Raw genomic sequence first — 23,321 nt, forward strand, 5'->3', positions numbered from 1 at the left:
ATAATATAGCTAGTTAGAATTGAATAATATAATTAGTTAAATAAAAAAATACAGCTAACTAAATCCGATAGTATATTTGATATATTATTAGCCATATAAATCATCTAACTATACAAGTGTATAACAGTTTTAGTATTAAAACAGAATCGAAAAAGAGTTATGAATACAACAGCTTGGCCGGAAGGCATAAAAAAGACCAAACAGCGCGAAGCCATTTGGTCTGTATTAACAACTACAGATAAACCTATTACAGCCCTTGAAATCGCAGAACGCTTAGGTAATGGTAGCACTACTTGGATGTCTACTATCTACCGTACACTTGAACTATTAGAAACTAAGGGTATCGTTACACGTACCACGCTCATGGGTAGTGAGATGGCATATTATGAAATTACCCCTCATACACATCGACACTATGCTGTATGTACGAGCTGTGGTGCCATGATACCGCTCCATACCTGTCCCGTCGTAGAAATGCCACAAGAACTTAACGATGCAGGATTTACTGTAACGGAACATCACCTTGAGATCGCAGGGATTTGTAAGAAGTGCAAAAACAAGAAGTAGAAAATAGACAACTAATGTTTAAACAACAAAAAGGACGCAACTGATAGTTACGTCCTTTTTAGTTTTAAAATATATTTTGTATTAACCTTATTTAGCTTTCACCAATTACAGCATCAACGGAGCCACTACGAAACCGAGTGCTACAGAAATGGCGATGGCAAGTACGCCTGGAATAAAGAACGGATGGTTAAATACAAGCTTACCGATTCGCGTAGAGCCCGTATCGTCCATTTGTACAGCCCCCAAAAGTGTTGGATATGTAGGCAATACGAAGAGTGCAGATACAGCTGCGAAGGATGCGATAATAATATAAACAGATCCTGTGTTCTCTGGTGTAATACCGAGAGCTAGAATTACAGCTGGTACCAAAGCTTGTGTAGTTGCCGCTTGGCTATACAACAATGTACTTGCAAAGAAGAAGGCTACCGCCAATAGGAACGGATATGCTGTTACCATGCTAGAAGCGAGTGCTTTAATTTCAGGAATATGACCTTTTACAAAGGTATCGCCCAACCATGCTACACCTAGTACGCAAACACAAGCAGATAAGCCAGATTTGAATGTACTTGTATTAACAAGTTCTGCTGTATCAAGCTTACAGAAGAATGTTATAGCAGCCGCAATAATCATCATAAATCCGATGATAGCATCGTTTCGACCAAAAATAACTGGTTTAATAATACCAATATTTTTGGAAATTGCTGTTGCGTAGAATACGATACAAATGATACCAATCAAGAAGATTAATACAGAAGTTTTTGCGCCTGGTTTTAAATGGAAATCAGTGCTTTTTTCACGAGGTGGCGTCACATGACCTGCCGCCAAACGTTCTTGATATACTGGATCAGAAGATAAATCATTATTCGCAAAGGTAGACATGATAAATGCCGTAATCATAACCCCTACGAATGTTGTGGAAATACAGATGGCAAGCAATGTAGGATAGTTAACACCATATGGTTCAAGGAACCCACTCATAGCAACTACTGCTGCCGATACAGGACTCGCTGTAATACCAATTTGGCTTGCTACAACGGCGATGGATAATGGCACAGATGGCTTAATGTTTTCACTTTTCGCCACCTCTACAATTACTGGAATCATAGAGAATGCTGTATGACCAGTACCCGCTAAAATAGTTAAGAAATACGTAACAGTTGGTGCTAAGTAGTTGATATGCTTAGGATTTTTACGCAAAATACTTTCAGCAATGCGCACTAAATAATCAAGACCGCCGGCTAACTGTAAAGCACAGATGGCTGCGATAGCAGACATGATAATCAGAATTACATCCCATGGAATCTGTCCCGGAAACATCCCCATACCAAGGCTTAACAACACAACCCCAAGGCCGCCAGCGTAACCGATGCCCATGCCGCCTAGGCGAACACCGAGGAAGATGGCACCAAATAAAATAATAACTTGCATAATTACATAAATGTCCATACGATGACCTCCTTTATACATATATAGTATCATAGATATGCTAAATAATCATCGAATTTTGGCAATGTATAGTCTATAGTTTAAAATATGACGAAATTTCGATATGCTATACCAAAAAAACTACACCCCATTGCCTTAAACTACTAACAAAAGACAATAGGTGTAGCTTTCCAATAATTAATTTAACATTATAAAATAATTGGGCGCATATCTTCAAGTATCCCCTCTTCCTCAGTTGCACGTTGGATACTTTCACCCACAATATGAACCATATCCTCTAATTGTTCCACAGTGGATGCCAATGGAGGCATGAGAATAACCACGTCACCGATAGGACGACAGATAAGTCCTTGCTCACGGGCGAGGATTGCCACCTTAGCACCGACCGCATCATTCGGGCGATACGCTTCGTGAGTTGCCACATTTTTTTCAAGTTCAATACCTACGATGAGGCCTCGCTGACGAACCTCTTTAACATGCTTCAATGACTTAATAGGTTCTAAAGCCTTTGTGAAAGCTTCTACTTTAACAGGCAATTGTTCAATTACCTTTTCATCACGGAATACTTTCAAAGAAGCCAACGCAACGGCACAGGCCAAGGCATTACCGGTATAAGAGTGACCATGATAGAAGGTTTTCTTTTCTTCAAAAGTGCCGAGGAATGCATCGAATACGCGTTTTGTAGTCAATGTTGCTGCTAATGGAAGGTACCCACCAGTGATGCCTTTGGATAAGGTCATAAAATCTGGAGATACGCCTTCATGCTCGCAGGCAAAGAATTTACCAGTCCGACCAAAGCCTGTAGCCACTTCGTCGACGATGAGGAATACATCGTGTTGTTCTGTTAACTCACGAACACGTTTCAAATAGCCGTGAGGCATTACGAGCATACCCGCTGCTGCTTGCACCAATGGTTCCATAACAAGAGCTGTAATTTCATCGCCTTCTTCGTTAAGGATACGTTCCAATTCAGTCAACGACTCTTCAAAAGCTTTATCTCGATCTGCCAAATCTCTATACACACCAGGGCTTGGCAATGTTAATGGTTTAAATAATAGATTATGGAATACTTGGTGAAATAATTGAATACCACCTACGGATACCGTGCCTAATGTATCCCCATGATAGCCTGCATTGAGGGCGATAAACTTAGTTTTCTTAGTTTGGCCCACTTGCTGACGATATTGATATGCCATCTTAATGGCAACTTCGATAGCCGTACTACCATCATCGGACAAAAATACTTTATCGAGGCCTTCTGGAGCAAGTTCTACCAGTTCTTTACACAATTGTGCCGACGGAGGACTTACGAGGCCTAATAATGTGCTATGTGCAATTTTATCGATTTGATCCTTCAATGCTTGATTCAATACAGGATGGTTGTGACCGTGAATATTAACCCACAAGGAGGATACGCCATCGTAATACTTTTTACCGTTCTCATCGATGAGGTATACCCCCTCACCGCGCTCGATTACTACTGGCTCTTGCGCTAGCCAATCTTGCATTTGTGTAAATGGATGCCACACAAACTCGTGGTCCCATTGTGCTGCTTGTGAAAGCTGTTTTTCTGCCATTTCGTCACCTCATACTTACTAAGTTTTACAAACTATAACTCTCTATGACTATAATTAATGTAAGTTAAATTACTATATATAATGTAAGTTATATAACTATACATATCTAACTACGCTAAATTGATGTATATAATTTATGCTAAGTTTCTACCACTAATAAATAACGAATTATTCAATCTAAGCTTTATAGCCCTAAGACGATGTTCCATAATTCCTTAGAATCAATAAAAGAGCGAGCCCAACCAAGTTGAACCTTGTGAATATCCGGGCCTTGGTATGGCGGTACTACAGCTACTACAGGAACACCTGTGTAACGCTCCATATCTGCCACATTTGTTTTCAACAAGAACAGATCTACAGCTGTCGTATCATTTACGATAATAGCTTTCACCTCGATACCATGCAATTTAGCATATTCGCAAGTCAAAACGGCACGATTAATAGAACCAAGACGACCATCTGCTACGATAATAGCAGGTAATTTGATATCTTTCATAAAATCCGTGAAAGTTTTATCTCCATAAAGAGGGGTCGTAATACCGCCAGCACCTTCTACAAAGGTTATGTCATAGCGACTCACTACTTCTAATGTATGTTCTACAAGACCATCATAGTCAATCTCGATACCAGCCAATTCCGCTGCAAGGCGAGGAGAAAAATCACCGGCAATAGCATAAGGATTCACTTCATGACGACGAGATTCAGGAATACCTGCGGAGCGCATCAAATGTGTCGCATCTTTACTCTCAAGGCCGATATTATAATTATCCTCATCCATCGTCACACATTCAGGGAAAGGCACTGCACTAGAAGACACAGGTTTCACCATTCCAACAGCAAAGCCATCGTCTACAGCCATCGCCCCCAATAACCCGGTCACAAACGTCTTACCTACATCTGTATCTGTACCAATTATAGAAATACCTAACTGCTTCATACAAAGCTCCTCTCAAGCGAATACTTACTGCCGCATAGGTTAACTAATTTATATGATTAAGTTTACAATCTAATTACAATATACAGCGAAAAGGAATATATAGTCAACCTATTATTACGCTTAAGGTTTACCATAATAGGACTATATGGGGCCCGAATACATTAGTGAGACCCTAGTTAAAAATCACAGAACCTAGCTCATCGCTCCAAAGCGAGCTAAGTCGCTCTTTACTAGGTTCTGTGATTTTTATGGCTGTACTTATGTAATAGTCCCATATAGTCCTACCATCAACCTTAAATGCGAAAATAATAGGTTGGCTATATAGAGAGCAAGAAAAGGGAATGGCTAAGCCGTTCCCTTTCTTTGTTCACTCTTGATGCGACGAAATTACGCTAACTCGTTAATAGACATTCAGATTTGATGGGACTACTTCATAGGTACAGTTGGAAAAAGAACGATAACTTTTTCGTCCCTTACTCATTTGATACAGTGAATTTTGTTTTATTGATTTATGAATAGACTCGATGGGACGAGTTCACAAATACAGTTATAAAAAGAGTGATGATTAACCGATTAGCGACTTAGCTCGCTTCGGAGCATAGAGGTTAGTCATCACTCTTTTTTACCTAAATGTAGTTATCTAACGGGGCCCATTAATTTCTCTTCCCCCTCTTGATGCGGCGAAATTACGCTAACTCGTTAATGGACATTCAGATTTGATGGGACTAATTCATAGGTACAGTTAGAAAAAGAACGATAACTAACCGATTAGCGACTTAGCTCGCTTTGGAGCGTAGAGGTTAGTTATCGTTCTTTTTCACCTAAATGTACAAATCAACTTGGGCCCCATCAAATCTTAGCCTAAATTTCAAGGTAGCGGAATTCGCCTGTATCAGGATCCATCATGCCGCCATAGAAGCCCATTCCTTTTGGAAATAGTGGATGGTGGCGTAGGAAGTTAACTGTATAAATTACATTGTCTTCAGAAATATGAAATCTATCCATCCAGTCGATAAGGCCTGGTTCGATCATGCGAATAGCATCTTCACTAATACCTTTCGCTTTCATAGATTCCATAAATGTAGTAGCAGAAAAGTCGATCATACCGCAGTTTTCATGACCGATGATTAGCACATCTTCAATTTCCATACCATAGGTAGCAACGAGCAGACTTTGCACGATGTTATCGATAGGTTGTGTTACACTATTGCCTGCAGTTTTAATGACAATTATCTCTCCTCGATGAAAGCCTAGTGCTTCTTCTAGCATACCTACTAAGCGGGTATCCATACAGGTTACAATACCTAACTTTTTTGTAGGATGACTTGTTAATTCAGCCTTTGGCAGCTCAGGATGATGTTTTACATAGTCTTTATTGATTTCAATTATTTTTGCAATGTCAATCATAAGGGTCCTCACTTTATATACTCTATTTCCACCTGAAATAGATTCTATTCATTATATACACCTTATTCATCATAAAACAAGTTAAATTTATCACTTATAAATAATTATTACAGCCTATCCAAACCACACAAAGTTCATTACTCAAGTAATAATTCTATACTCATAATCAATATTTATCTTCATAGTCCTCAATATTTTTACATTCACAAGAAATGAATATTCTGTATAATTCTTATATATGTGGTAGATTTAAAAACCCTTCCTATGATACTATTAACACTATAGAAAGCAAACGCCACATGATACCGCATATGACGTGAACTGTATGTACAGTAAGGAGGTTTTATAATGGGTATCAATCAAAAAACGTTGCCAGGCATTTTACTCTGTGCCATTCTCGCTATTCCTTGTTGGTTGCTAGGACAGCAATTCCATCTAGTAGGTAGTCCAATCTTTGCCATTATTTTAGGTATAATTATCGGTTCTATCTTCACATCATGGAAACGGGAAAAAACAGGTGCTGGCATTGGGTTTACATCAAAAAAGATTTTACAATGGGCCGTTATTTTGTTGGGCTTTGGTCTTAACATTACACAGATTCTACATGTAGGTTGGATTTCTTTACCTGTCATCATTTCTACCATCGCTACATCGTTAATCGTATCCTATGTTATTTATCGATTAACTCATATTGACTCTAACTCAGCAGTCCTCATCGGTGTTGGTTCATCCATTTGTGGTGGTTCCGCTATTGCTGCGGCGGCTCCAGTTATTAAAGCAGAGGATCATGATATTGCACAAGCAATCTCTGTTGTATTCTTTTTCAATGTAGTAGCCGCCTTTGTATTTCCTCAATTAGGTGACGCCATTGGACTCTCTAACATGGGCTTTGGATTGTTCGCTGGTACTGCAGTTAACGATACGTCTTCTGTAACAGCAACAGCTGCTGTATGGGATAGTATGAAAGGTACTGGCACACAAGTTCTGGAATATGCTACTATCGTAAAGCTAACACGTACCCTAGCTATCATTCCTATATGCTTAGGTCTTGCTAGTTATCAAGTATACAAAGCTAAGAAAAATGCCTCTCAAACAGATGGCGCAAATGTTAGTATTGCTAAAATTTTTCCAAGATTTGTTTTATACTTTGTACTTTGCTCCCTTGTCACAACAGCATTATCCTATGCTAATGTAGATATTCAATTCTTGAGTATCTTCAAAACAATTTCCAAATACTTTATTACAATGGCCATGGTAGCAATTGGCCTTAATACAAATATTGTAAAATTATTAAAATCCGGTGGCTCAGCCCTTGCCTTAGGAGCTTGTTGCTGGATTGCTATCTCCGCTGTAAGCCTTATGGCACAACATATGATAGGTTTATGGTAGAAAATATACAGATATTGTATATTATGTTATAATTATATATGAATAGAATAGTAAGGACCCCTCCAGTAATGGAGGGGTTTCGTGCTACTATTCACCTTATTAGTACTTTATCATACCATAGTCAGGAGGGTTAATATGTACTTCTTACAAGGACTTCTTGTCGGCCTCGCTACGTTTGCCCCTGTTGGCATGCAAAACCTCTTCATTATTAATACGGCCTTGGTGCAACCTGTTCGCCGTATTATATTGACGCTGATCATACTAGCGTTTTTTGACATGAGTTTAAGTGCTGCCGCCTTCTATGGTATTGGTGCCGTTCTTGAAATGTGGCCACTCACAAAACTCATAGTTCTCATCTTTGGGGGACTCCTCATTGTATATATGGGTTTTAATATATTTAAAACTCAACCAGACATGCGCAACGTAGACACGCATATTCCAATTAGGAAAATTATCGTCTCAGCCATCGCTGTATCATGGGGCAATCCACAAGCCATTCTAGATGCGACAATGATGCTCGGTGCTTTTCAGGCTAATATTCCCAAAGAAAGCATCTACCACTTCTTCTCTGGTTTCTTGGTAATGACACCTATTTGGTTTGGATCTCTAGCTACCACAATGCATCTTCTAGCTAAAAAAATTAAGATTACTCATATGGCATGGATTAACCGTTTCTGTGGTTCGGTTCTCGTCATTTACGGTATCAAGCTATGTATTGATGGCCTCATGATGTTAAAAGACTTTTTGTAAGACTATACTCATAGATACAAGAATAATTTAAATTTCTAATACTATCATAACTATATAAGGAAAATACAAATAGACGATGTACAGAAAAAGAAAAAAGTCGTTAGCAAGTTGCTAACGGCTTTTTTCTTTGTAATCTCATTTATAATTCTTTAAGTACCTGCTGGAACATATCTCTGAGTGCTACAATATATGAATTATTTTGATTTCGTTGAGATATAAAGTAGTAGTGGCGTTCCATAGGTTTACCATGATTCATCAATACCTTACGTTCGATACCTGGCATAGGATCTGTTAAATATTTAAAACAATCTAATAGTAATAGCCCTTGCTGCCCTGCAACCAAGTATCGTGCTTCTTCTAACGTACGAGCATAAGCGAAGGCGCCATTATAACCTATGGCTTTGCGATAGTGTTCTTCTTCAGACAAGGTATATTTCCCACGACACAATAAAATAAGTGGTAAATCATCGATATGCTTTAGTTCTACACAGTCTTCATTAGTATATCCTTGTGGTACCTCAATAAATGTAGTGGCTTTATCAATTAAATGACTTTCAAAATCATCAGATAAAATTTGCCATTGATCATTAAATACTACATCTACACGACGATCACTGAGCATGCCATATAGCTCTTCATGACTGCCGCTGTACATACGAATATCTAAATTTTTATAACGCTTTGCCATGTGAATCACCGTTTGCTGCATAGCAATTCCACTGTAACGATTCAAATAACCAATGCGCAAACTCACACGTGCATCTGTACCGATACGCGTCGTTTCTACCTTAATATCATGAAACCGTTCTAATAGTTTTTTCCCAGATCGATATAAATATTGTCCTGCTGGTGTTAGATGAAAGCTTCGTTTTTCTCGAACCATTAGTTCAACACCAAGACTAGTTTCAAGAGCTTTGATTTGCTGAGATATAGCAGATTGAGATACATATTGCTCTGTTGCAGCTTGTGTAAAACTGTTGTTATCTACTACACACACAAAATACTCTAATTGTTTTAATAACATAACGATGCACTCTCATCTCTCTTGCAGATTAGACAGCTCAATATCTTTGAAACATTTCGCAACATACGGCCCCATATTGAAGTTTGCCATACATTTCCTCTACATAGTATTTATAGATTCTATACATACTACTAAATATATTTAACTATGTCTAAAACGGTGAAAGCAAATCAGCTATGCCGATTGACTTTCACTAGGAATAACTAAACTACGATAAATAAACAGCGCCGCTACAAAGAATATAGCTGCTGTAGACCAAAAGACCGCCCCGTACCCAAAGGCACGAGCAATCATGCCACTAAGGACAGGCCCCAATACATTTCCCATCATGGCCACACTAGACACCGCACCAAACACGATACCTCGCCGCTCAATAGGAACCGCCTTGGATATGAGCGTATTGGCAATCGGTGTAATAAAACCCATGAAGAATCCTGCAATGGTACGGAATATTCCAAGGCCCCATATACTAGGCATTATATATTGAAGTATAAACAAAGTCCCTACAGCCCATGTAGCAGTAAAAACAATACGAGGCATGGTTAAACGTTCTGTTATCTTGCCAATGGAGATTGAAGCTAAAGCACTAAACAAACCAGCGCCAAAGATGATTATACCAACAATAGTGGCTACAAACTCATCGTTCATATGCATATAGTGCTTAATGTATAGTGGTAAAATGGGACCAATACCAGTAATACCAAAATTACATAAGAACAATAGCCCTACCAAGAGGCGAACTCGAGGTATGACCAAAAAGGATTTAATTAGAGACAGCTGCGACTCTCTAGCATCTACCTTATGCTCAAACTGTAGATTAGGCATGAATAGATAAATTCCCAACATACAAAGCCCTGTTAAGGCTGAGAACATAACAAATGGTGCACGATAACCTAATAAGTCCGCCACCAAACCACCCATGAGTGGTCCAAAAACGAGGCCCATAACCATGGAGGCTTGATATAAGCCCATTGCCCAAGGTACCTTATTTTCAGGGGTTACGAGAATAATAATAGCCAATCCTATTGGAACATAGCCCCCTACCACACCTTGCAATATACGTAACATTAATAACTGCCATGGTGTTTGTGTAAAAGCACAGGCACCAACAGTCACCATCAGGGTAAACAAGATGAACATCATTACCTTACGCGGACCAAGCTGATTAGCCTTACGCGACCAATAGGGTGCACTCAGTGCCACCATACAAGGCGTTACACCTGATACAAGGCCTGCCCACATGGCGGCTTCTCCTGGATCATGAAGACCTAGCTCAGCTAAAAATAACGGAAGAAAGGATAATACACCAATAATTGTTATACCCCCACCAACCTGTATAGTACAGATTAGGTATATAATTCGTTTCCAAGAAGAATCCATAATATCCTTCTTTCTTATTTGAAATTACCTATAAAGGTAGTAATATACATATCGATATGAGCTAAAGAATACTATAATACAAAAGAAATGTTTATAGAACAGATTTTGATTCTTACCTCAAAAGAATGCAACAGCATATATTTACATAAATCCATAGAATATATACTTATAATTCTATTGTATCGCAAACAACCTAAAAAGACCATCGCTTATACCCATAAGGGTCAGCGATGGTCTTTTTTATCGTGTGATTCTCCTACTTTTACCAAAGAAAGAGATGCCTACGATATATTATTTTTGTTTGAACATCCAATAAATATAGTAAATAACAAGCGCATAAGTCACTACATCAAACACAGGTAAGAATGGCACCATTTTAGATAAACGTCCAAATCCATGAACATGGATATTTGCCGCAATAATAGCAATTAGATTCAAGCGATGAATCCAGATTGCTTTTTTACGAGATACAGATTTTGCCATATTCCCTACCCAAGGTGTTAAGTATAATACCGCAAAGATAAGAGCAATAAACATAGCCACAAGGGAGATATAACCACCCCAGAAGCCTAAGAAGGATTTCAAAGCTTTCAAGAAGTATACATACCAGTGTGCACATACGAGAACCACACTAACAATACCTACGATGCGATGAATTTCAAACATTTCTTTTGGATTGTATCGTTTGATAAACCATTTTGGTTTTGTTGCAATGTATGTTAATACAAGCCATGCCACATAAGGAATAAGGCCTAAATGAACCTTCCAATTGCCGAATGGTCTACCACCTGTTACATAACCATATTCCACCATCCCCATAAATATTAAGGATAAAACTGCAATCCAAATTAAAATATGGTATTTACTCTTAAACTGTTTTTTTACAACTTCTGCCATAATAAACCTCTCTATGTCTTATACAATCTACAAGTATACATCTAGTTTGGCCTAATGTAGCATGCTAATAAAACACTCTCACCCTATAGCATTCTACTTAGAACTAATTACTGATTAAATTAGAATTTAAAGTTAAGATCCGCACGATAGTAATCATTTACGCGATTACCCTCTTGTGTCTTAGCATTGAAACCGTAGTATGCATTAATGCCGATATTTTTCTCTGGTGCGTAGGATGCACCTAATTGCCATGCTTTATAGCCTTCATACCGTGTTTTCTTTAATAAATCATTAGATTCATATTTTTGTGTTTTAAATACAGGTGCATTCTTAGCTTGATCAAAGTAATCTAATCGGATAGTCCAAGAGTTCTTCTTATTAATTTTATAGTCGCCCCATTTAACGCCAACGTTCCAAATATCGGAATCACTCAAGCCAGATGCTTTTACCCACTCGCCATCAATACCGAATTTACCAATATTATACTTAGCATTAAATCCATATATATTATCGAATTCGTTATTTTTCTTTCCATTACCCATACGTACATTCGTTGTACCTACATGAGCAAACATACCACCAAAACCAAAGCGATCATTAACAGCTACATTAGCATTGATAAGACCTACATCACCATTATCAGCTTTACTAGTCTTAGCAAAACGACCTGCTGTCATGTAACCATAAGCGCCATTTAATGTAACTTTATCACCAAGCTTAGCTGTAGCGCCTACCCCATCAAAGTTAGAGCTATAAATCAAGCCACCACCAAATTTTTGAGTATAGCGACCCGCATCGACCACAACATTTTTACCGAATTTGTGTTCTACGTATGCCAAATCCCAATTAGCTTGTGCCTCTTTAGAGCTATCACCTAGCTCAATAGAACCTGATGTAATACGTGCTTTGACAGAGGTATTTTTATTAACCTTTGCGTCGAGACCTAGACGTACACGAGCTGTGATCTTATCTTCGTAATTATAACCATCGCCACCCTCTTTACCGATGTAATTGATACGAGCATCACCAGTAACTTTTACATTGCCTACGCGGTCTTCCAATTTAGCTACACGCACACCAAGTGTATTCAATTCATTGGAAAATTCATCCGCCAAGCGATTTAACATAGCTTGTTGTTCCGCATTTGCCCGATCTTGATTAGCCATACCTTTCGCAATCATTTGAGCCATTTCATAACGCGTAATATTATTTTGCCCTTTGAAAGTACCATCAGGATATCCATTGATAATACCAGCTGTAGCCAATTGATCTACTGCTTGATAAGCCCAACTATCAGAAGGAACATCAGAAAATGGGTTAACAGCAAAAGCTGTAGCCACACCCATCATGGCAGCCACTGCAAAAGCACTGGTCATTTTACGTTTAATCATACTAAACCTCACACAATAAAAATAACAAGAATAAAAATGAATAGATAATGAATCTGTGAACCTAATTATCATTATCATGTTTAACATACAGATAATAACAATTTTCATTATATGAGTAAAGAGAAAATGTATATCAATCTCATAATCATTTATGACTCAAACTGATAATATCCTATGTTAATTTACTAGAAACTATAAATGTAACGAAAAATCCCTTCTGCATGATACAGAAGGGATTCTAGTAATTCATATTATTTCTTTTTAAATATCAAGTAAATGCAGTAAAGAACGAGACCGTATGTAATGATATCAAACACTTGTAAGAATGGTACCATTTTAGAAATACGATTAAAACCATGAATATGGATATCTGCAGCAACAAGTGCTACAAGATTTAATCGATGTAACCAAATACCTACATTACGACCAGATGGTGTAACCTTTCTAAGTTTTGGAGTTAAGAACGCAAGGCCAGAGATTGTAGCAATACCAAAGGAGGTAAGAGCCACATATCCGCCCCACCAACCAAGGATGGATTTAGCCGCTTTACCAAAATAGAGATATAAATGGAATGCAATAACAGCTACAGTGGCAATACCTAATGCACGGTGTACCTTATACATGTCACCTAAATTATAGCGACTTGTAAACCATTTAGGGCGAGTCGCTAAATAGGTCATGATGATCCATACACACCATGGCACAAGACCCGTATACACTTTATAATTACCAAAGGCACGACCACCGGCCATGTAGCCCCACTCTAATAAACCGATCATAACTAAGGAGAAAATAGCAATCCATACAAAGATATGGTAAATACTTTTTTTCTGTTTTGTTTCAACTTGATTCATCATATACCTCTCGAAAATAATACCTAAAAAATTCAATCTATACGATATAGTTTATCATTTAAATCGAATTTTGTAGATTACTTATATTAGATACATAGTATATATTATAAGAATAATTCTAAATTAAAATACCTATTATAGTCATTCTAAGCTTATTACAATGAATAAATTTCTTCTCTACAGAGAATACATTGTAATCTACTAATATAGAATCGGTAAATAAAAGCCCCTCATAGTTGTGAGCATATGCTTTCACCACTACAAGGGGCCATAGATTAATGAATCCTATTATATATAGGCATACAAATTAATCATCATCCTAATTATTTTTGATCCCGTTTACGATATACGATGAACGGACGTGTTAAGTAGTTGAGTGGAACACTCAAGCAGTGTACCAAACGGCTGAATGGGAAAATAATAGCAACCACCATCCATGCCAACATGTGGAATTTAAACATGAATGGTACGCCTTCCATCAAGGATGGATCAGGCATAAAGGATAGTAAGCTACGGAACCATGGACCGATGGATACACGGTAATCAAAGAAGCCAGATGCATTAAGCAATGTACCAGCCATACCACTAAAGATAGCTAATGTTAAGAATAAATATAACCATTTATCAAGGCCAGATGTATTTACTTTCATAGCAGGTACAGTAAAGCGACGTTTCATCAAGAGCAAGAAACCAACGATGAAAATGATACCCGCTACAGCACCCATATATAATGCACCTTCATGGTACATATGGTCATTGATACCCATAGCTGCAGTCCAAGCTTTAGGTACTAATACACCTACTACGTGACCGCCGATAACGCATAGCAAACCAAAGTGAAACAATGGATTGGCAATACGCAATTGTTTTTTCTCTAAAAATTCACTTGATTTTGTAGTCCAGTTTCTTTCAAAGTAGAAGAAACGAACAAGTGTGCCTACGATTAAGAAGGTAAACGCAATATATGGCAAAGCGCCCCATAAAAATAGATTCATCGTGCACCGTCCTCCAATCCATTTGCAACCGACAATATGATATCAAATAAGAATGCATAGGTCAGTTTTGCTTCGATCAATCGATCCCTAATATATTCTAGCTTTGGTTTACAATAATCATATACTTCACGAGCCTTTTCAGGTTCGATAACAGCGCATAACTCTAGAATAGCTGGAATATAGTCAGGCATCTCCTTTGGTAAATCATAGCCATTTTCTAGGAAGAAGGCTTTATATTTAACGAGTTCCTCTGCTTGTTCCCCTGTACCTTGCAATTCATAAGTTGATAAGTACATTGTTGTATTACGACTGAAGTCAAAGATACGTACGTATTGGTCTTCAAAGGCCTTACGATCCGTTTCTTCAATGTAATCAAAGAACTCTAACAATCCTTGGCGAAGTTGAGGATGCTCAACAGAGCGAGTATCCTCTTTCCATTCACCAAGTTCATTGTACCAAGATTCATCTGGATACCGAAGCAAAAAAGAAGCAATGAGAGCTATTTTTTGTGCATCATCCATTATGGCAACCCCCTGTCGGGCATGCAAAACCACGATTGTGTTGCATTTCTAAGCGACCTTCGCGAGATACATTAACATCGGATGGGATAACAAAACGATCATTATATTTAGACAAGGCTAACAATTTGTACATAGCATACATTTGCTCTTCTGTAAGATCTACTTCATGAGCGATTGCTTCATCACCTGTTTCACGGCGACGCATGTATTCACGCATATCGAGAATGCGTTGTAATACACGAGCTAAAATATCTGTATTACCAGCAGTAAACATATTAGCTAAGTATTGTACAGGCACGCGCATTTCATGTGCATCTGGCAAGTATACATCAGATGTAACACGTTGTAAAATTGGGCTGAGCGGTGGCACATACCAAACCATTGGCAATGTGCGATACTCTGGATGCAATGGCAATGCAACGCCCCATTCTTTTACAAGCTTGTAAACAGGAGATTTTTTAGCTGCTTTCAAGAATGCTTCAGAGATACCTGCTTCGCGAGCGGCTTTAATAACCTCTGGATCATTAGGATCCAAGATTAAATCTACTGTATTTTGGTAGATGTCTTGTTCATCCTTCGTAGCTGCCATTTCTTGAACTTTGTCCATATCGTATAAGACTACACCAACATAGCGCATACGACCTACACATGTTTCAGCGCATATTTGAGGCAGACCATTTTCCAAACGAGGGTAACAGAATACACATTTTTCAGCTTTATTTGTTTCCCAGTTATAGAAGATTTTTTTGTATGGGCAAGATGGAACGCAATGTCTCCAACCGCGGCATACATCTTGAGAAACAAGTACAACACCATCTTCATCACGCTTGTAGATAGCACCGGATGGGCATGCTGCTACACATGCAGGATTCAAACAGTGGTTACAAAGACGTGGTAAATAACGCATGAATACTTCTTCGTAGTCAAATACGATATCATCACCCATCTTAGCCAAGTTCACATCTTCCCGTGCATGATGACCACCAGCCAAATCATCATCCCAGTTAGGGCCCCATGTTACTTCCATTTTTTGCTTTGTTAACAAAGAACGAGGACGTGCTACAGGTTGATTATTTTTACGACCGGTATGAATCAATGTTTCATAATCGTATGTCCAAGGTTCAAAGTAATCCGTAATTTCTGGTTGTTCTGGATGATAGAACAACTTCATCAATCGAGAACCTTTAGAACCTGTGGAAAGCGCCAAATTACCGCTTTTATCGAGAGTCCAGCCACCCTTCCATTTTTCTTGGTTTTCCCAATTACGTGGGTAACCTACGCCAGGGCGGGTTTCCACGTTATTAAAGTACATATATTCCGCGCCTTCGCGGTTCGTCCATGTATTTTTACAAGTAATAGAGCATGTATGACAGCCTAAACACTTGTCCAAATTTAGGACCATGGATACTTGAGCTTTAATCTTCAAGCCAATCCACCTCCTTCAATTTACGAGCCACAATTGTCATATCACGTTGGTTACCAGTTGGGCCATAGTAGTTAAAGCCATAGCTCAATTGACCATAACCGCCGATCATGTGTGTCGGCTTCATGTGAATATGTGTTGGCGCATTGTGTGTACCACCACGACGATCTTTCTTAACTTGCGTACCAGGAACGTTGATGTGACGGTCTTGGGAGTGATGCATATAAGAAATGCCACGAGGAATACGTGGAGATACAACTGCACGAGCTGCAACTACACCATTTTTATTGAAAGCTTCTACCCAGTCATTATCTTGAACACCAATTTCTGCTGCATCATCTTCGTTAAGCCAAATTGTTTGGCCTCCGCGGAATAATGTTAACATTTGTTGGCTATCAAAGTACATACTATGTGTAGACCACTTATTATGTGGTGTTAAGTATTTCAACGTAATTTCTGGAATACCTTCTTGTTTATAATCACCTTGTACTGGTTTATATGACAATACAGGTTTGTACAATGCCATAGCTTCGCCATAGTCGCGCATCATTTCATGATCACAATAGAACGATTGACGACCTGTTACAGTACGGAATGGTACCTTATCTTCTGTAGATGTTGTAAATGGGGAATAACGACGGTTTTTATCGTTCTTACCTGTACTTGTTACAGAGCTAATGATAAAGCGTGGTTGACGAACCATGTCATCGAAAGTAATCTTTTCTTGTTCGCGACCTTTTGCATTCTTTTCAAGCCCAGAAAGACCTGTTTTTTCTTCCATCGCTTTCCAAGAACGAACCGCTAATTTACCATTTGTACAAGAAGATAATGTTAATACAACATTACAAGCTTCCTTACATTCGTAAATGCTTGGACGGCCATGAGAAATGAAGTCTGGATTATCAATCGTACCATTTTGACCATACAATGTTTGATATTCGTCAGATACATCCCACGCCAAACCGTGAGCACCCATTTTATTTTCGATATTAGGTCCTAAAGCAATGTATTTTTCAAAGATTTGACTGTAATCGCGTTTTACATGAACGAGGTTCGGCATTGTTTTACCAGGGATTGGTTCACATTCGCCTTTACTCCAATCAAGAACTTTACCTTCTGGTTGCGCTACTTCGCCTGGGCTATCATGGCCAAGTGGAGTAGCTACAATATCTTCATATTCTGTAAAGCCAGATTCTTTTGCTACGCGAGATACTGTTTCTGCAAGAGTGCGGAATGTATCCCAGTCGGATTTAGTTTCCCATGCGCAATCAACAGCTGCTTGGAATACATGTACATATGGATGCATGTCCGTAGAAGACAAGTCTTCTTTTTCATACCATGTAGCTGCGGGGAACACGATATCAGAATATAAACCTGTAGACGCCATACGGAAGTCGATATCAATTAAGAGATCAAGCTTACCCGCACCATCTGCTTCACGCCATTTAATTTCTTCTGGGCGTGTAGGAGCATCATCATCTTCCAATACGGCATTTTTTGTGCCTAATAAATGTTTCAAGAAGTATTCGTGGCCTTTAGAAGAAGAACCGATAAGGTTCGCACGCCATACAAACAAGTTACGTGGATGGTTTTCTTTAGCTGCTGGATCCTCTACACAGAATTGTAAATCTTTATTTTTCAAGGCTTGTGCCACATATTGGTTGATTTCCGCTTCTGTACTAGCACCGGCTGCACGAGCATCATTAATCAATTCTTGGCTACCTTTATTGAAAGTAGGATAGGATGGCAACCAACCTAAACGAGCTGCTAAGACGTTGTAATCCCCAGGATGACGATAGCGAGGTTTAGCCAATTTAGATACGCGGTCTGCCAAGTCGATGCAGTCAGAACGATATTGTTCTGTAGCAAAGTAGAACCAAGATGTACCATTTTGCAAACGAGGAGCCTTACTCCAGTCATTGGCAGTCATGATACCACCCCAACCTTCAACAGGACGAAGCTTTTCTTGACCTACGTAGTGGGCCCAACCACCGCCGTTAACGCCTTCTGTACCACAGAACATGATAAGGTTCAAAATAGTACGGTAAATAACATCGGCATGGTACCAGTGGTTGATACCACCGCCCATGATAATCATGGAACGACCTTTCGTTTTTTCAGCATTATCTGCAAATTCACGTGCTGTAGCAATAGCAATGTCCGCTTTTACGCCAGTGATTTTTTCTTGCCATGTAGGTGTGTATGGAGTGTCATCAGTATAGCTTGTAGCCACTTCACCACCGATACCACGGTCAATACCGTAGTTAGCAAGAATGAGGTCATACACTGTAGTTACTTTCACAGGACCATCTGCAGTTTGTACCGTAATAGTAGGAATAGCACGTTCAATAACACCTTCGTGCTCTTCATCACCAAAGTACGGCAATTTAACAATCGTCACATCTTCCCGTTGATCAAACACGGATAAGCGAGGATCAATTTTAGCTCCTGTGTCGCGATTTTCAAGTCGTAAATTCCATTTTTGTGGGTTCGTGTGACGTTCACCCATTGTACCATTAGGTACAACGATTTCATTTGTTAATTCATCAATCAATACCATTTGGAAGTCAGCGCCTTCCTCTTGGCGACCTAAGTCCTTAGCATTCAAGAAACGGCCTGGTTGAACTGTGCCGTTGATATCTTCAACGCGTACAAGGAATGGCATATCTGTGAACTCTTTTGCATACTCTTTGAAGTATGGAGTTTCTTTGTCGATGTAATATTCTTTTAGGATAACGTGACCCATTGCCATTGCAAGAGCCGCATCGGTACCAGCTTTTACATTGAGCCATGCATCGGAAGAAGTTGTAGATTCCGCATAGTCAGGAGACACGGATACTACTTTAGTACCTTTATAACGAACCTCTGTCAAGAAGTGAGCATCTGGCGTACGGGTCAACGGTACGTTAGAACCCCACGTCATGATGTAACCAGCATTATACCAGTCACCAGATTCAGGTGTATCAGTTTGTTCACCCCAAACTTGAGGGCTGGAAGGTGGCAAATCGGCATACCAGTCATAGAAGGACAATGGTGTGCCACCCATCAAGTTAAGGAAACGAGCCCCTGCTGCATAGGACAACATGGACATCGCAGGAATTACAGAGAAGCCTGCGTTGCGGTCAGGGCCATATGTTTTTGCTGTATATAGTAAGGATGCTGCAGTAATTTCTGTTGCTTCATCCCATGTGGAGCGCACAAAGCCACCCATACCACGGGCTGACTTATATTTTTTCGCTTTTTCAGGATCTTCTACGATAGATTTCCAAGCTTCGATTGGATTCTTAGCATGCTTCTTCGCTTCTCTCCAAAGCTCGACCAATTCGCCACGTACATAAGGATATTTTACGCGCAAAGGGCTATAAAGATACCAAGAGAATGTTGCACCACGAGGGCACCCACGTGGTTCATAATCTGGCATATCATCTGGTGTTTCAGGGTAGTCAATTGCTTGATTTTCCCAGGCTACAACACCGTTTTTGACATAAATATTCCAGCTACAAGAACCAGTACAGTTTACGCCATGCGTTGTGCGGACAACTTTATCGTAAGACCAACGGTCACGATAATAATTTTCCCATTCACGACCTCCATCTTCTGTGATTTGATGGCCGTTTGGAGATACTTCCTTCTTGCGAAGAAACTTAAACTTTTGAGACAACAAGCTCATCTCATGTCCTCCTTCAAAACTACAAAAAAATCCCTTGTGCTAGATGTGCTAACACAAGGGAGAAAATCCTGTTATTCGATATTACTAATATTAGGGTCAATACTATCAACCTCTAAATCAAGTAATCCGATTAAAGCGTCAAAATCACAGATTACTAGATGGTGTTTGTCATAGGCTACATAGCCTAACTTACGTAACTCACTTAACATGCGATTTAAACTTTCTCTTGATGTGGCAGCAAACTCAGCCAATTCTTGATTTGTTAGGGCAATATCAATAAAGATACCATCCTCGCGCTTTACACCATAACTATTGGCTAAGCGCAACAAGGTAGAATAGAATGCTCCCTTCTTGCCGTAAAGTAGCAAGTCCCGGTATTTTGCCTGTTGACGACGCATATGTAAAGTGTAGATTTTCATCATTGCAATAGCCAATGAATGGTCTTTTGCAATAGCCCCTTCCAACACATCATAGCGTATACAATAAACAGAGCAATCCTCCCGAGCAATGGCGTTGAACACATATGTTCTAGTGTTCTCCTCATACAACGGAACCTCACCAATTACATTATTCGGCCCTACTAAACGCAACGCAAAAATGTGCCCGCTAGCTTCGAACTTCTTAATGCTCATTCTACCTTTTACTACTACGTAAAAGTATTCTGCCTTGTCCCCCTCACGGAAGAGAAAATCACCTTTTTTAAGATGTAGTTCCTCACCCGGCAAAGCAAGCAATTGGTTAATTAATTTTTGATCCATACCATTATCACTCCACAGTACTTTTATAACAAAATCCATTAGTTATACTAATCTATTTATAGTAAAAGTACGTATACTATATACTTTTTCGTATATATATGATTATTATAACTTATTAATTTCAGAATATGTGTGTTTTACATCACATTCACAAAAAAAATTACACTATATAATATATCTGTGATGTAAGACATTGAAAAATATTAATGCTACAATAATTATAACGCAGTTTTGTAAGTAAATCGAATGCTTTCTATGGAAATTCTTTAGATTTTACTATTATATATATATATTATATATAATCTTATATATTTTTCTTGTCTACGTGTATAGTTGTTACAGTAAGGAGAAGTTCAAAATGAACGAACTAAAAATGCCTCAAGTAGGTGCAAGCCGCAGCGAAATCGTGGCTAATTGGCAACCGGAGAATCCGGAATTTTGGGAAAAGTTTGGTAAAAAAATTGCTAAACAAAACTTGGTTATATCCACAATTGCATTAACCCTTTCATTCTGTGTATGGTATTTATGGGCAACCATTGCAGCGCAACTCAACGGCGCAGGCTTTAATTTCACAACCGATCAATTATTTACCTTAGCTGCATTGCCAGGCCTTGTAGGTGCTACATTACGTTTTGTATATACCTACATGCCAGCCTTAATCGGTGGTAAAAACTGGACATTTATTTCCACACTTATTTTATTAGTTCCTGTTGTATGGCTCGGCTTTGCCGTTCAAGATACAACAACTTCTTATACGACATTCATGATTTTGACTGCCCTTATCGGTTTAGCGGGCGGCAACTTCTCGTCCTCCATGGCGTACATTGGCAACTTCTTCCCTAAATCCGAAAAAGGTACTGCTCTTGGTATCAACGGCGGCGTTGGTAATCTTGGTATTTCTGTAATCTACTTCCTAGCTCCATTTGCTATGGGATCTGCCGCTTTAGGTAGTGTATTTGGCGTAACGCCAGCAATTATTAAGGGCAACGCAGTATATCTAGCTAATGCTGCTTTCATGTGGGTTGTACCTCTTGTAGTTATCCTTGCATTGATGACACGTTTCATGGATAACTTACCTCTAGAAAAACCAAATCCTAAAAATCTAGTACAAATCTTTGGTAACAAACACACTTGGGCTCTTACATTACTTTATACATGTTCCTTCGGTGCTTTCTCTGGTTATGCAGCAGCACTTGGTCTATTAGTAGGTAAAGAATTCCCAGAAGTACCATTTGCTTCTATCGCATTCGTAGGTCCACTTGTATCAGGTGCACTTCGTCCTGTAGGTGGTTGGTTAGCAGACAAAATTAACAGCGGTACAAAAGTTACCTTTGTAAGCCTTCTCGGTCTATGTGTAACAACAGCGCTAATTGCAGTTGGCGTAGATATGCACAACTTCCCATTCTTCTTTGCTATGTCCGTGTTGACCTTCGTAAGCTGTGGTTTCGCAACAGGTGCAACATTCCGTATGATTCCACACGTATTTGGCAATCCGCTATTATCCTCTTTAATCACTGGCTTCGTAGCTGCCGTAGCTGCATACGGTGCCTTTATTACACCTAAAATCTTCGGCTTTGTATATTCCACATTTGGTAATATCCATCCAGCCTTTGCTGTACTATTAGCCTTCAACATCGTAACTGTAGCAGTATGCTACTGGTTCTATGTGCGTAAAAGCGCAAATATGAATGTATAATTTTCTGGGAAACAGAAAATTTACGTTCACTCAACGGTACAACAAAATATAATTCACTTTTCTTAACTAAGTGATAAAAGAAACCCCGCATCTCTCCTCCATACTTATCAGGTCTGCGGCCTAGGGCCTTGACCTCGTAAGTCGGATAGATGCGGGGTTCTCTTTTAGCAGTCCATTCATTCTAATTTGACGATATATACCTTTATCTCTATAATATAAATAGATAGTCAGACGAGTAGGAACGTCAGGCGCATCTCAAAAACTAATTATCTAGGAAATGGCCTTTCTGTTTATCTAATTACACTTGGTAACGGAGGGCTATTTGCTTTTTGTGAGGCAAATAAGCGCTATAAGTGCTCCAAAGGAAATGACTAGCGTCAAGATTCCAGTAATAACTGTAATAAGTTCAAAGTCACTCATAAGCTCACCCCCTTCTATAACGAAGAGAGGCCCAACCTCGCCGACTACCTTAACAACATTATAAATTGAACAAATATACGATACAATAAGCAGTTATTTATCGATATATATGAATTAAATAATCAGAACCACCCGTAAAACGGGTGGTTTGCTCACGGGCTATAAGCCCGTAGTACTAGACCAGCGTCTAAAGGCGCTGGCTTTCACTACGTTCAAGCC

Annotated in this window: 18 protein-coding genes; 4 read left to right on the plus strand and 14 right to left on the minus strand. The window is 39.1% G+C overall.

The genetic code is table 11. The features are described 5' to 3' along the window. The first annotated feature begins 159 nt into the window (after positions 1 to 159). Positions 160 to 567 carry a Fur family transcriptional regulator gene (locus KH286_RS05505; protein WP_227037671.1) on the plus strand — a complete coding sequence of 136 codons (408 nt, stop codon included), beginning with the start codon at positions 160 to 162 and terminating at the stop codon, positions 565 to 567. 105 nt (positions 568 to 672) lie between these two features. Here KH286_RS05505 and KH286_RS05510 read toward each other — a convergent pair whose 3' ends face one another. From KH286_RS05510 to KH286_RS05525, 4 genes are all read right to left on the minus strand, one after another. Beyond that, entirely contained in the window at positions 673 to 2,013 is a 1,341-nt protein-coding gene (locus tag KH286_RS05510) for an anaerobic C4-dicarboxylate transporter (RefSeq protein ID WP_118091054.1), read from the minus strand. 188 nt (positions 2,014 to 2,201) lie between these two features. After that, the gene (bioA, locus tag KH286_RS05515) at positions 2,202 to 3,590 is read right to left on the minus strand and encodes an adenosylmethionine--8-amino-7-oxononanoate transaminase (protein WP_227037669.1); all 1,389 of its coding nucleotides are present in this window, start codon (positions 3,588 to 3,590) and stop codon (positions 2,202 to 2,204) included. Positions 3,591 to 3,774: 184 nt separating this feature from the next. Next, positions 3,775 to 4,527, minus strand: a complete 753-nt coding sequence (bioD, locus tag KH286_RS05520; RefSeq protein ID WP_278473151.1) for a dethiobiotin synthase — start codon at positions 4,525 to 4,527, stop codon at positions 3,775 to 3,777. Between the two features lie 861 nt (positions 4,528 to 5,388). Continuing rightward, complete coding sequence (locus tag KH286_RS05525; protein WP_278617728.1) at positions 5,389 to 5,934, minus strand: beta-class carbonic anhydrase; 546 nt, start codon at positions 5,932 to 5,934, stop codon at positions 5,389 to 5,391. A gap of 348 nt (positions 5,935 to 6,282) precedes the next feature. Between KH286_RS05525 and KH286_RS05530 the strand changes: the two genes are divergently transcribed. Together KH286_RS05530 and KH286_RS05535 are read left to right on the plus strand one after the other, a co-directional pair. Further along, entirely contained in the window at positions 6,283 to 7,323 is a 1,041-nt protein-coding gene (locus tag KH286_RS05530) for a YeiH family protein (RefSeq protein ID WP_004697738.1), read from the plus strand. A gap of 135 nt (positions 7,324 to 7,458) precedes the next feature. Beyond that, positions 7,459 to 8,073 (plus strand): LysE/ArgO family amino acid transporter, encoded by a 615-nt coding sequence (locus KH286_RS05535; RefSeq protein WP_278617729.1) that lies wholly within the window; start codon positions 7,459 to 7,461, stop codon positions 8,071 to 8,073. 139 nt (positions 8,074 to 8,212) lie between these two features. Here KH286_RS05535 and KH286_RS05540 read toward each other — a convergent pair whose 3' ends face one another. The 10 genes from KH286_RS05540 to KH286_RS05585 form a co-directional block, all read right to left on the minus strand. Further along, positions 8,213 to 9,097, minus strand: a complete 885-nt coding sequence (locus KH286_RS05540; RefSeq protein ID WP_101928709.1) for a LysR family transcriptional regulator — start codon at positions 9,095 to 9,097, stop codon at positions 8,213 to 8,215. A gap of 174 nt (positions 9,098 to 9,271) precedes the next feature. After that, the gene (locus KH286_RS05545; RefSeq protein WP_278451947.1) at positions 9,272 to 10,477 is read right to left on the minus strand and encodes an MFS transporter; all 1,206 of its coding nucleotides are present in this window, start codon (positions 10,475 to 10,477) and stop codon (positions 9,272 to 9,274) included. Between the two features lie 291 nt (positions 10,478 to 10,768). Continuing rightward, positions 10,769 to 11,374, minus strand: coding sequence for a hypothetical protein (locus KH286_RS05550; protein ID WP_060919371.1), 606 nt, complete (start codon positions 11,372 to 11,374; stop codon positions 10,769 to 10,771). 119 nt (positions 11,375 to 11,493) lie between these two features. Continuing rightward, on the minus strand, positions 11,494 to 12,765 hold the full coding sequence (locus tag KH286_RS05555; protein WP_278451948.1) for a putative porin: 1,272 nt from the start codon (positions 12,763 to 12,765) through the stop codon (positions 11,494 to 11,496). Between the two features lie 251 nt (positions 12,766 to 13,016). Beyond that, the gene (locus KH286_RS05560) at positions 13,017 to 13,619 is read right to left on the minus strand and encodes a hypothetical protein (RefSeq protein ID WP_278451949.1); all 603 of its coding nucleotides are present in this window, start codon (positions 13,617 to 13,619) and stop codon (positions 13,017 to 13,019) included. 323 nt (positions 13,620 to 13,942) lie between these two features. After that, positions 13,943 to 14,614, minus strand: a complete 672-nt coding sequence (gene narI / locus KH286_RS05565; protein ID WP_227037651.1) for a respiratory nitrate reductase subunit gamma — start codon at positions 14,612 to 14,614, stop codon at positions 13,943 to 13,945. After that, positions 14,611 to 15,135 carry a nitrate reductase molybdenum cofactor assembly chaperone gene (narJ, locus tag KH286_RS05570; RefSeq protein WP_004697895.1) on the minus strand — a complete coding sequence of 175 codons (525 nt, stop codon included), beginning with the start codon at positions 15,133 to 15,135 and terminating at the stop codon, positions 14,611 to 14,613. The genes narI and narJ overlap by 4 nt, the downstream gene beginning before the upstream one ends. Then, positions 15,128 to 16,561, minus strand: coding sequence for a nitrate reductase subunit beta (narH, locus tag KH286_RS05575; RefSeq protein ID WP_012863815.1), 1,434 nt, complete (start codon positions 16,559 to 16,561; stop codon positions 15,128 to 15,130). The genes narJ and narH overlap by 8 nt, the downstream gene beginning before the upstream one ends. After that, positions 16,551 to 20,228 carry a nitrate reductase subunit alpha gene (locus tag KH286_RS05580; RefSeq protein ID WP_120055686.1) on the minus strand — a complete coding sequence of 1,226 codons (3,678 nt, stop codon included), beginning with the start codon at positions 20,226 to 20,228 and terminating at the stop codon, positions 16,551 to 16,553. Before KH286_RS05580 ends, narH begins: the two co-directional genes overlap by 11 nt. A 71-nt stretch (positions 20,229 to 20,299) precedes the next feature. Beyond that, the gene (locus KH286_RS05585; RefSeq protein ID WP_012863813.1) at positions 20,300 to 20,986 is read right to left on the minus strand and encodes a Crp/Fnr family transcriptional regulator; all 687 of its coding nucleotides are present in this window, start codon (positions 20,984 to 20,986) and stop codon (positions 20,300 to 20,302) included. A 358-nt stretch (positions 20,987 to 21,344) separates the two neighbouring features. On the opposite strand from KH286_RS05585, the gene KH286_RS05590 reads away from it, so the two are divergent. Then, the gene (locus KH286_RS05590; protein ID WP_278473160.1) at positions 21,345 to 22,682 is read left to right on the plus strand and encodes an MFS transporter; all 1,338 of its coding nucleotides are present in this window, start codon (positions 21,345 to 21,347) and stop codon (positions 22,680 to 22,682) included. Positions 22,683 to 23,321: the final 639 nt, after the last annotated feature.

The organism is Veillonella parvula (assembly GCF_018378075.1).
GTDB lineage: Bacteria > Bacillota > Negativicutes > Veillonellales > Veillonellaceae > Veillonella > Veillonella parvula_K.

Coding starts and splice junctions, on each gene's coding strand:
- KH286_RS05540 (WP_101928709.1), bottom strand. CDS start 9,097: ATGTTATTAAAACAATTAGAGTATTTTGTGTGTGTAGTAGATAACAAC.
- KH286_RS05580 (WP_120055686.1), bottom strand. CDS start 20,228: ATGAGCTTGTTGTCTCAAAAGTTTAAGTTTCTTCGCAAGAAGGAAGTA.
- KH286_RS05510 (WP_118091054.1), bottom strand. CDS start 2,013: ATGGACATTTATGTAATTATGCAAGTTATTATTTTATTTGGTGCCATC.
- narI (WP_227037651.1), bottom strand. CDS start 14,614: ATGAATCTATTTTTATGGGGCGCTTTGCCATATATTGCGTTTACCTTC.
- KH286_RS05525 (WP_278617728.1), bottom strand. CDS start 5,934: ATGATTGACATTGCAAAAATAATTGAAATCAATAAAGACTATGTAAAA.
- KH286_RS05530 (WP_004697738.1), top strand. CDS start 6,283: ATGGGTATCAATCAAAAAACGTTGCCAGGCATTTTACTCTGTGCCATT.
- KH286_RS05545 (WP_278451947.1), bottom strand. CDS start 10,477: ATGGATTCTTCTTGGAAACGAATTATATACCTAATCTGTACTATACAG.
- KH286_RS05550 (WP_060919371.1), bottom strand. CDS start 11,374: ATGGCAGAAGTTGTAAAAAAACAGTTTAAGAGTAAATACCATATTTTA.
- KH286_RS05505 (WP_227037671.1), top strand. CDS start 160: ATGAATACAACAGCTTGGCCGGAAGGCATAAAAAAGACCAAACAGCGC.
- bioD (WP_278473151.1), bottom strand. CDS start 4,527: ATGAAGCAGTTAGGTATTTCTATAATTGGTACAGATACAGATGTAGGT.
- bioA (WP_227037669.1), bottom strand. CDS start 3,590: ATGGCAGAAAAACAGCTTTCACAAGCAGCACAATGGGACCACGAGTTT.
- KH286_RS05590 (WP_278473160.1), top strand. CDS start 21,345: ATGAACGAACTAAAAATGCCTCAAGTAGGTGCAAGCCGCAGCGAAATC.
- KH286_RS05535 (WP_278617729.1), top strand. CDS start 7,459: ATGTACTTCTTACAAGGACTTCTTGTCGGCCTCGCTACGTTTGCCCCT.
- KH286_RS05555 (WP_278451948.1), bottom strand. CDS start 12,765: ATGATTAAACGTAAAATGACCAGTGCTTTTGCAGTGGCTGCCATGATG.
- narJ (WP_004697895.1), bottom strand. CDS start 15,135: ATGGATGATGCACAAAAAATAGCTCTCATTGCTTCTTTTTTGCTTCGG.
- KH286_RS05585 (WP_012863813.1), bottom strand. CDS start 20,986: ATGGATCAAAAATTAATTAACCAATTGCTTGCTTTGCCGGGTGAGGAA.
- KH286_RS05560 (WP_278451949.1), bottom strand. CDS start 13,619: ATGAATCAAGTTGAAACAAAACAGAAAAAAAGTATTTACCATATCTTT.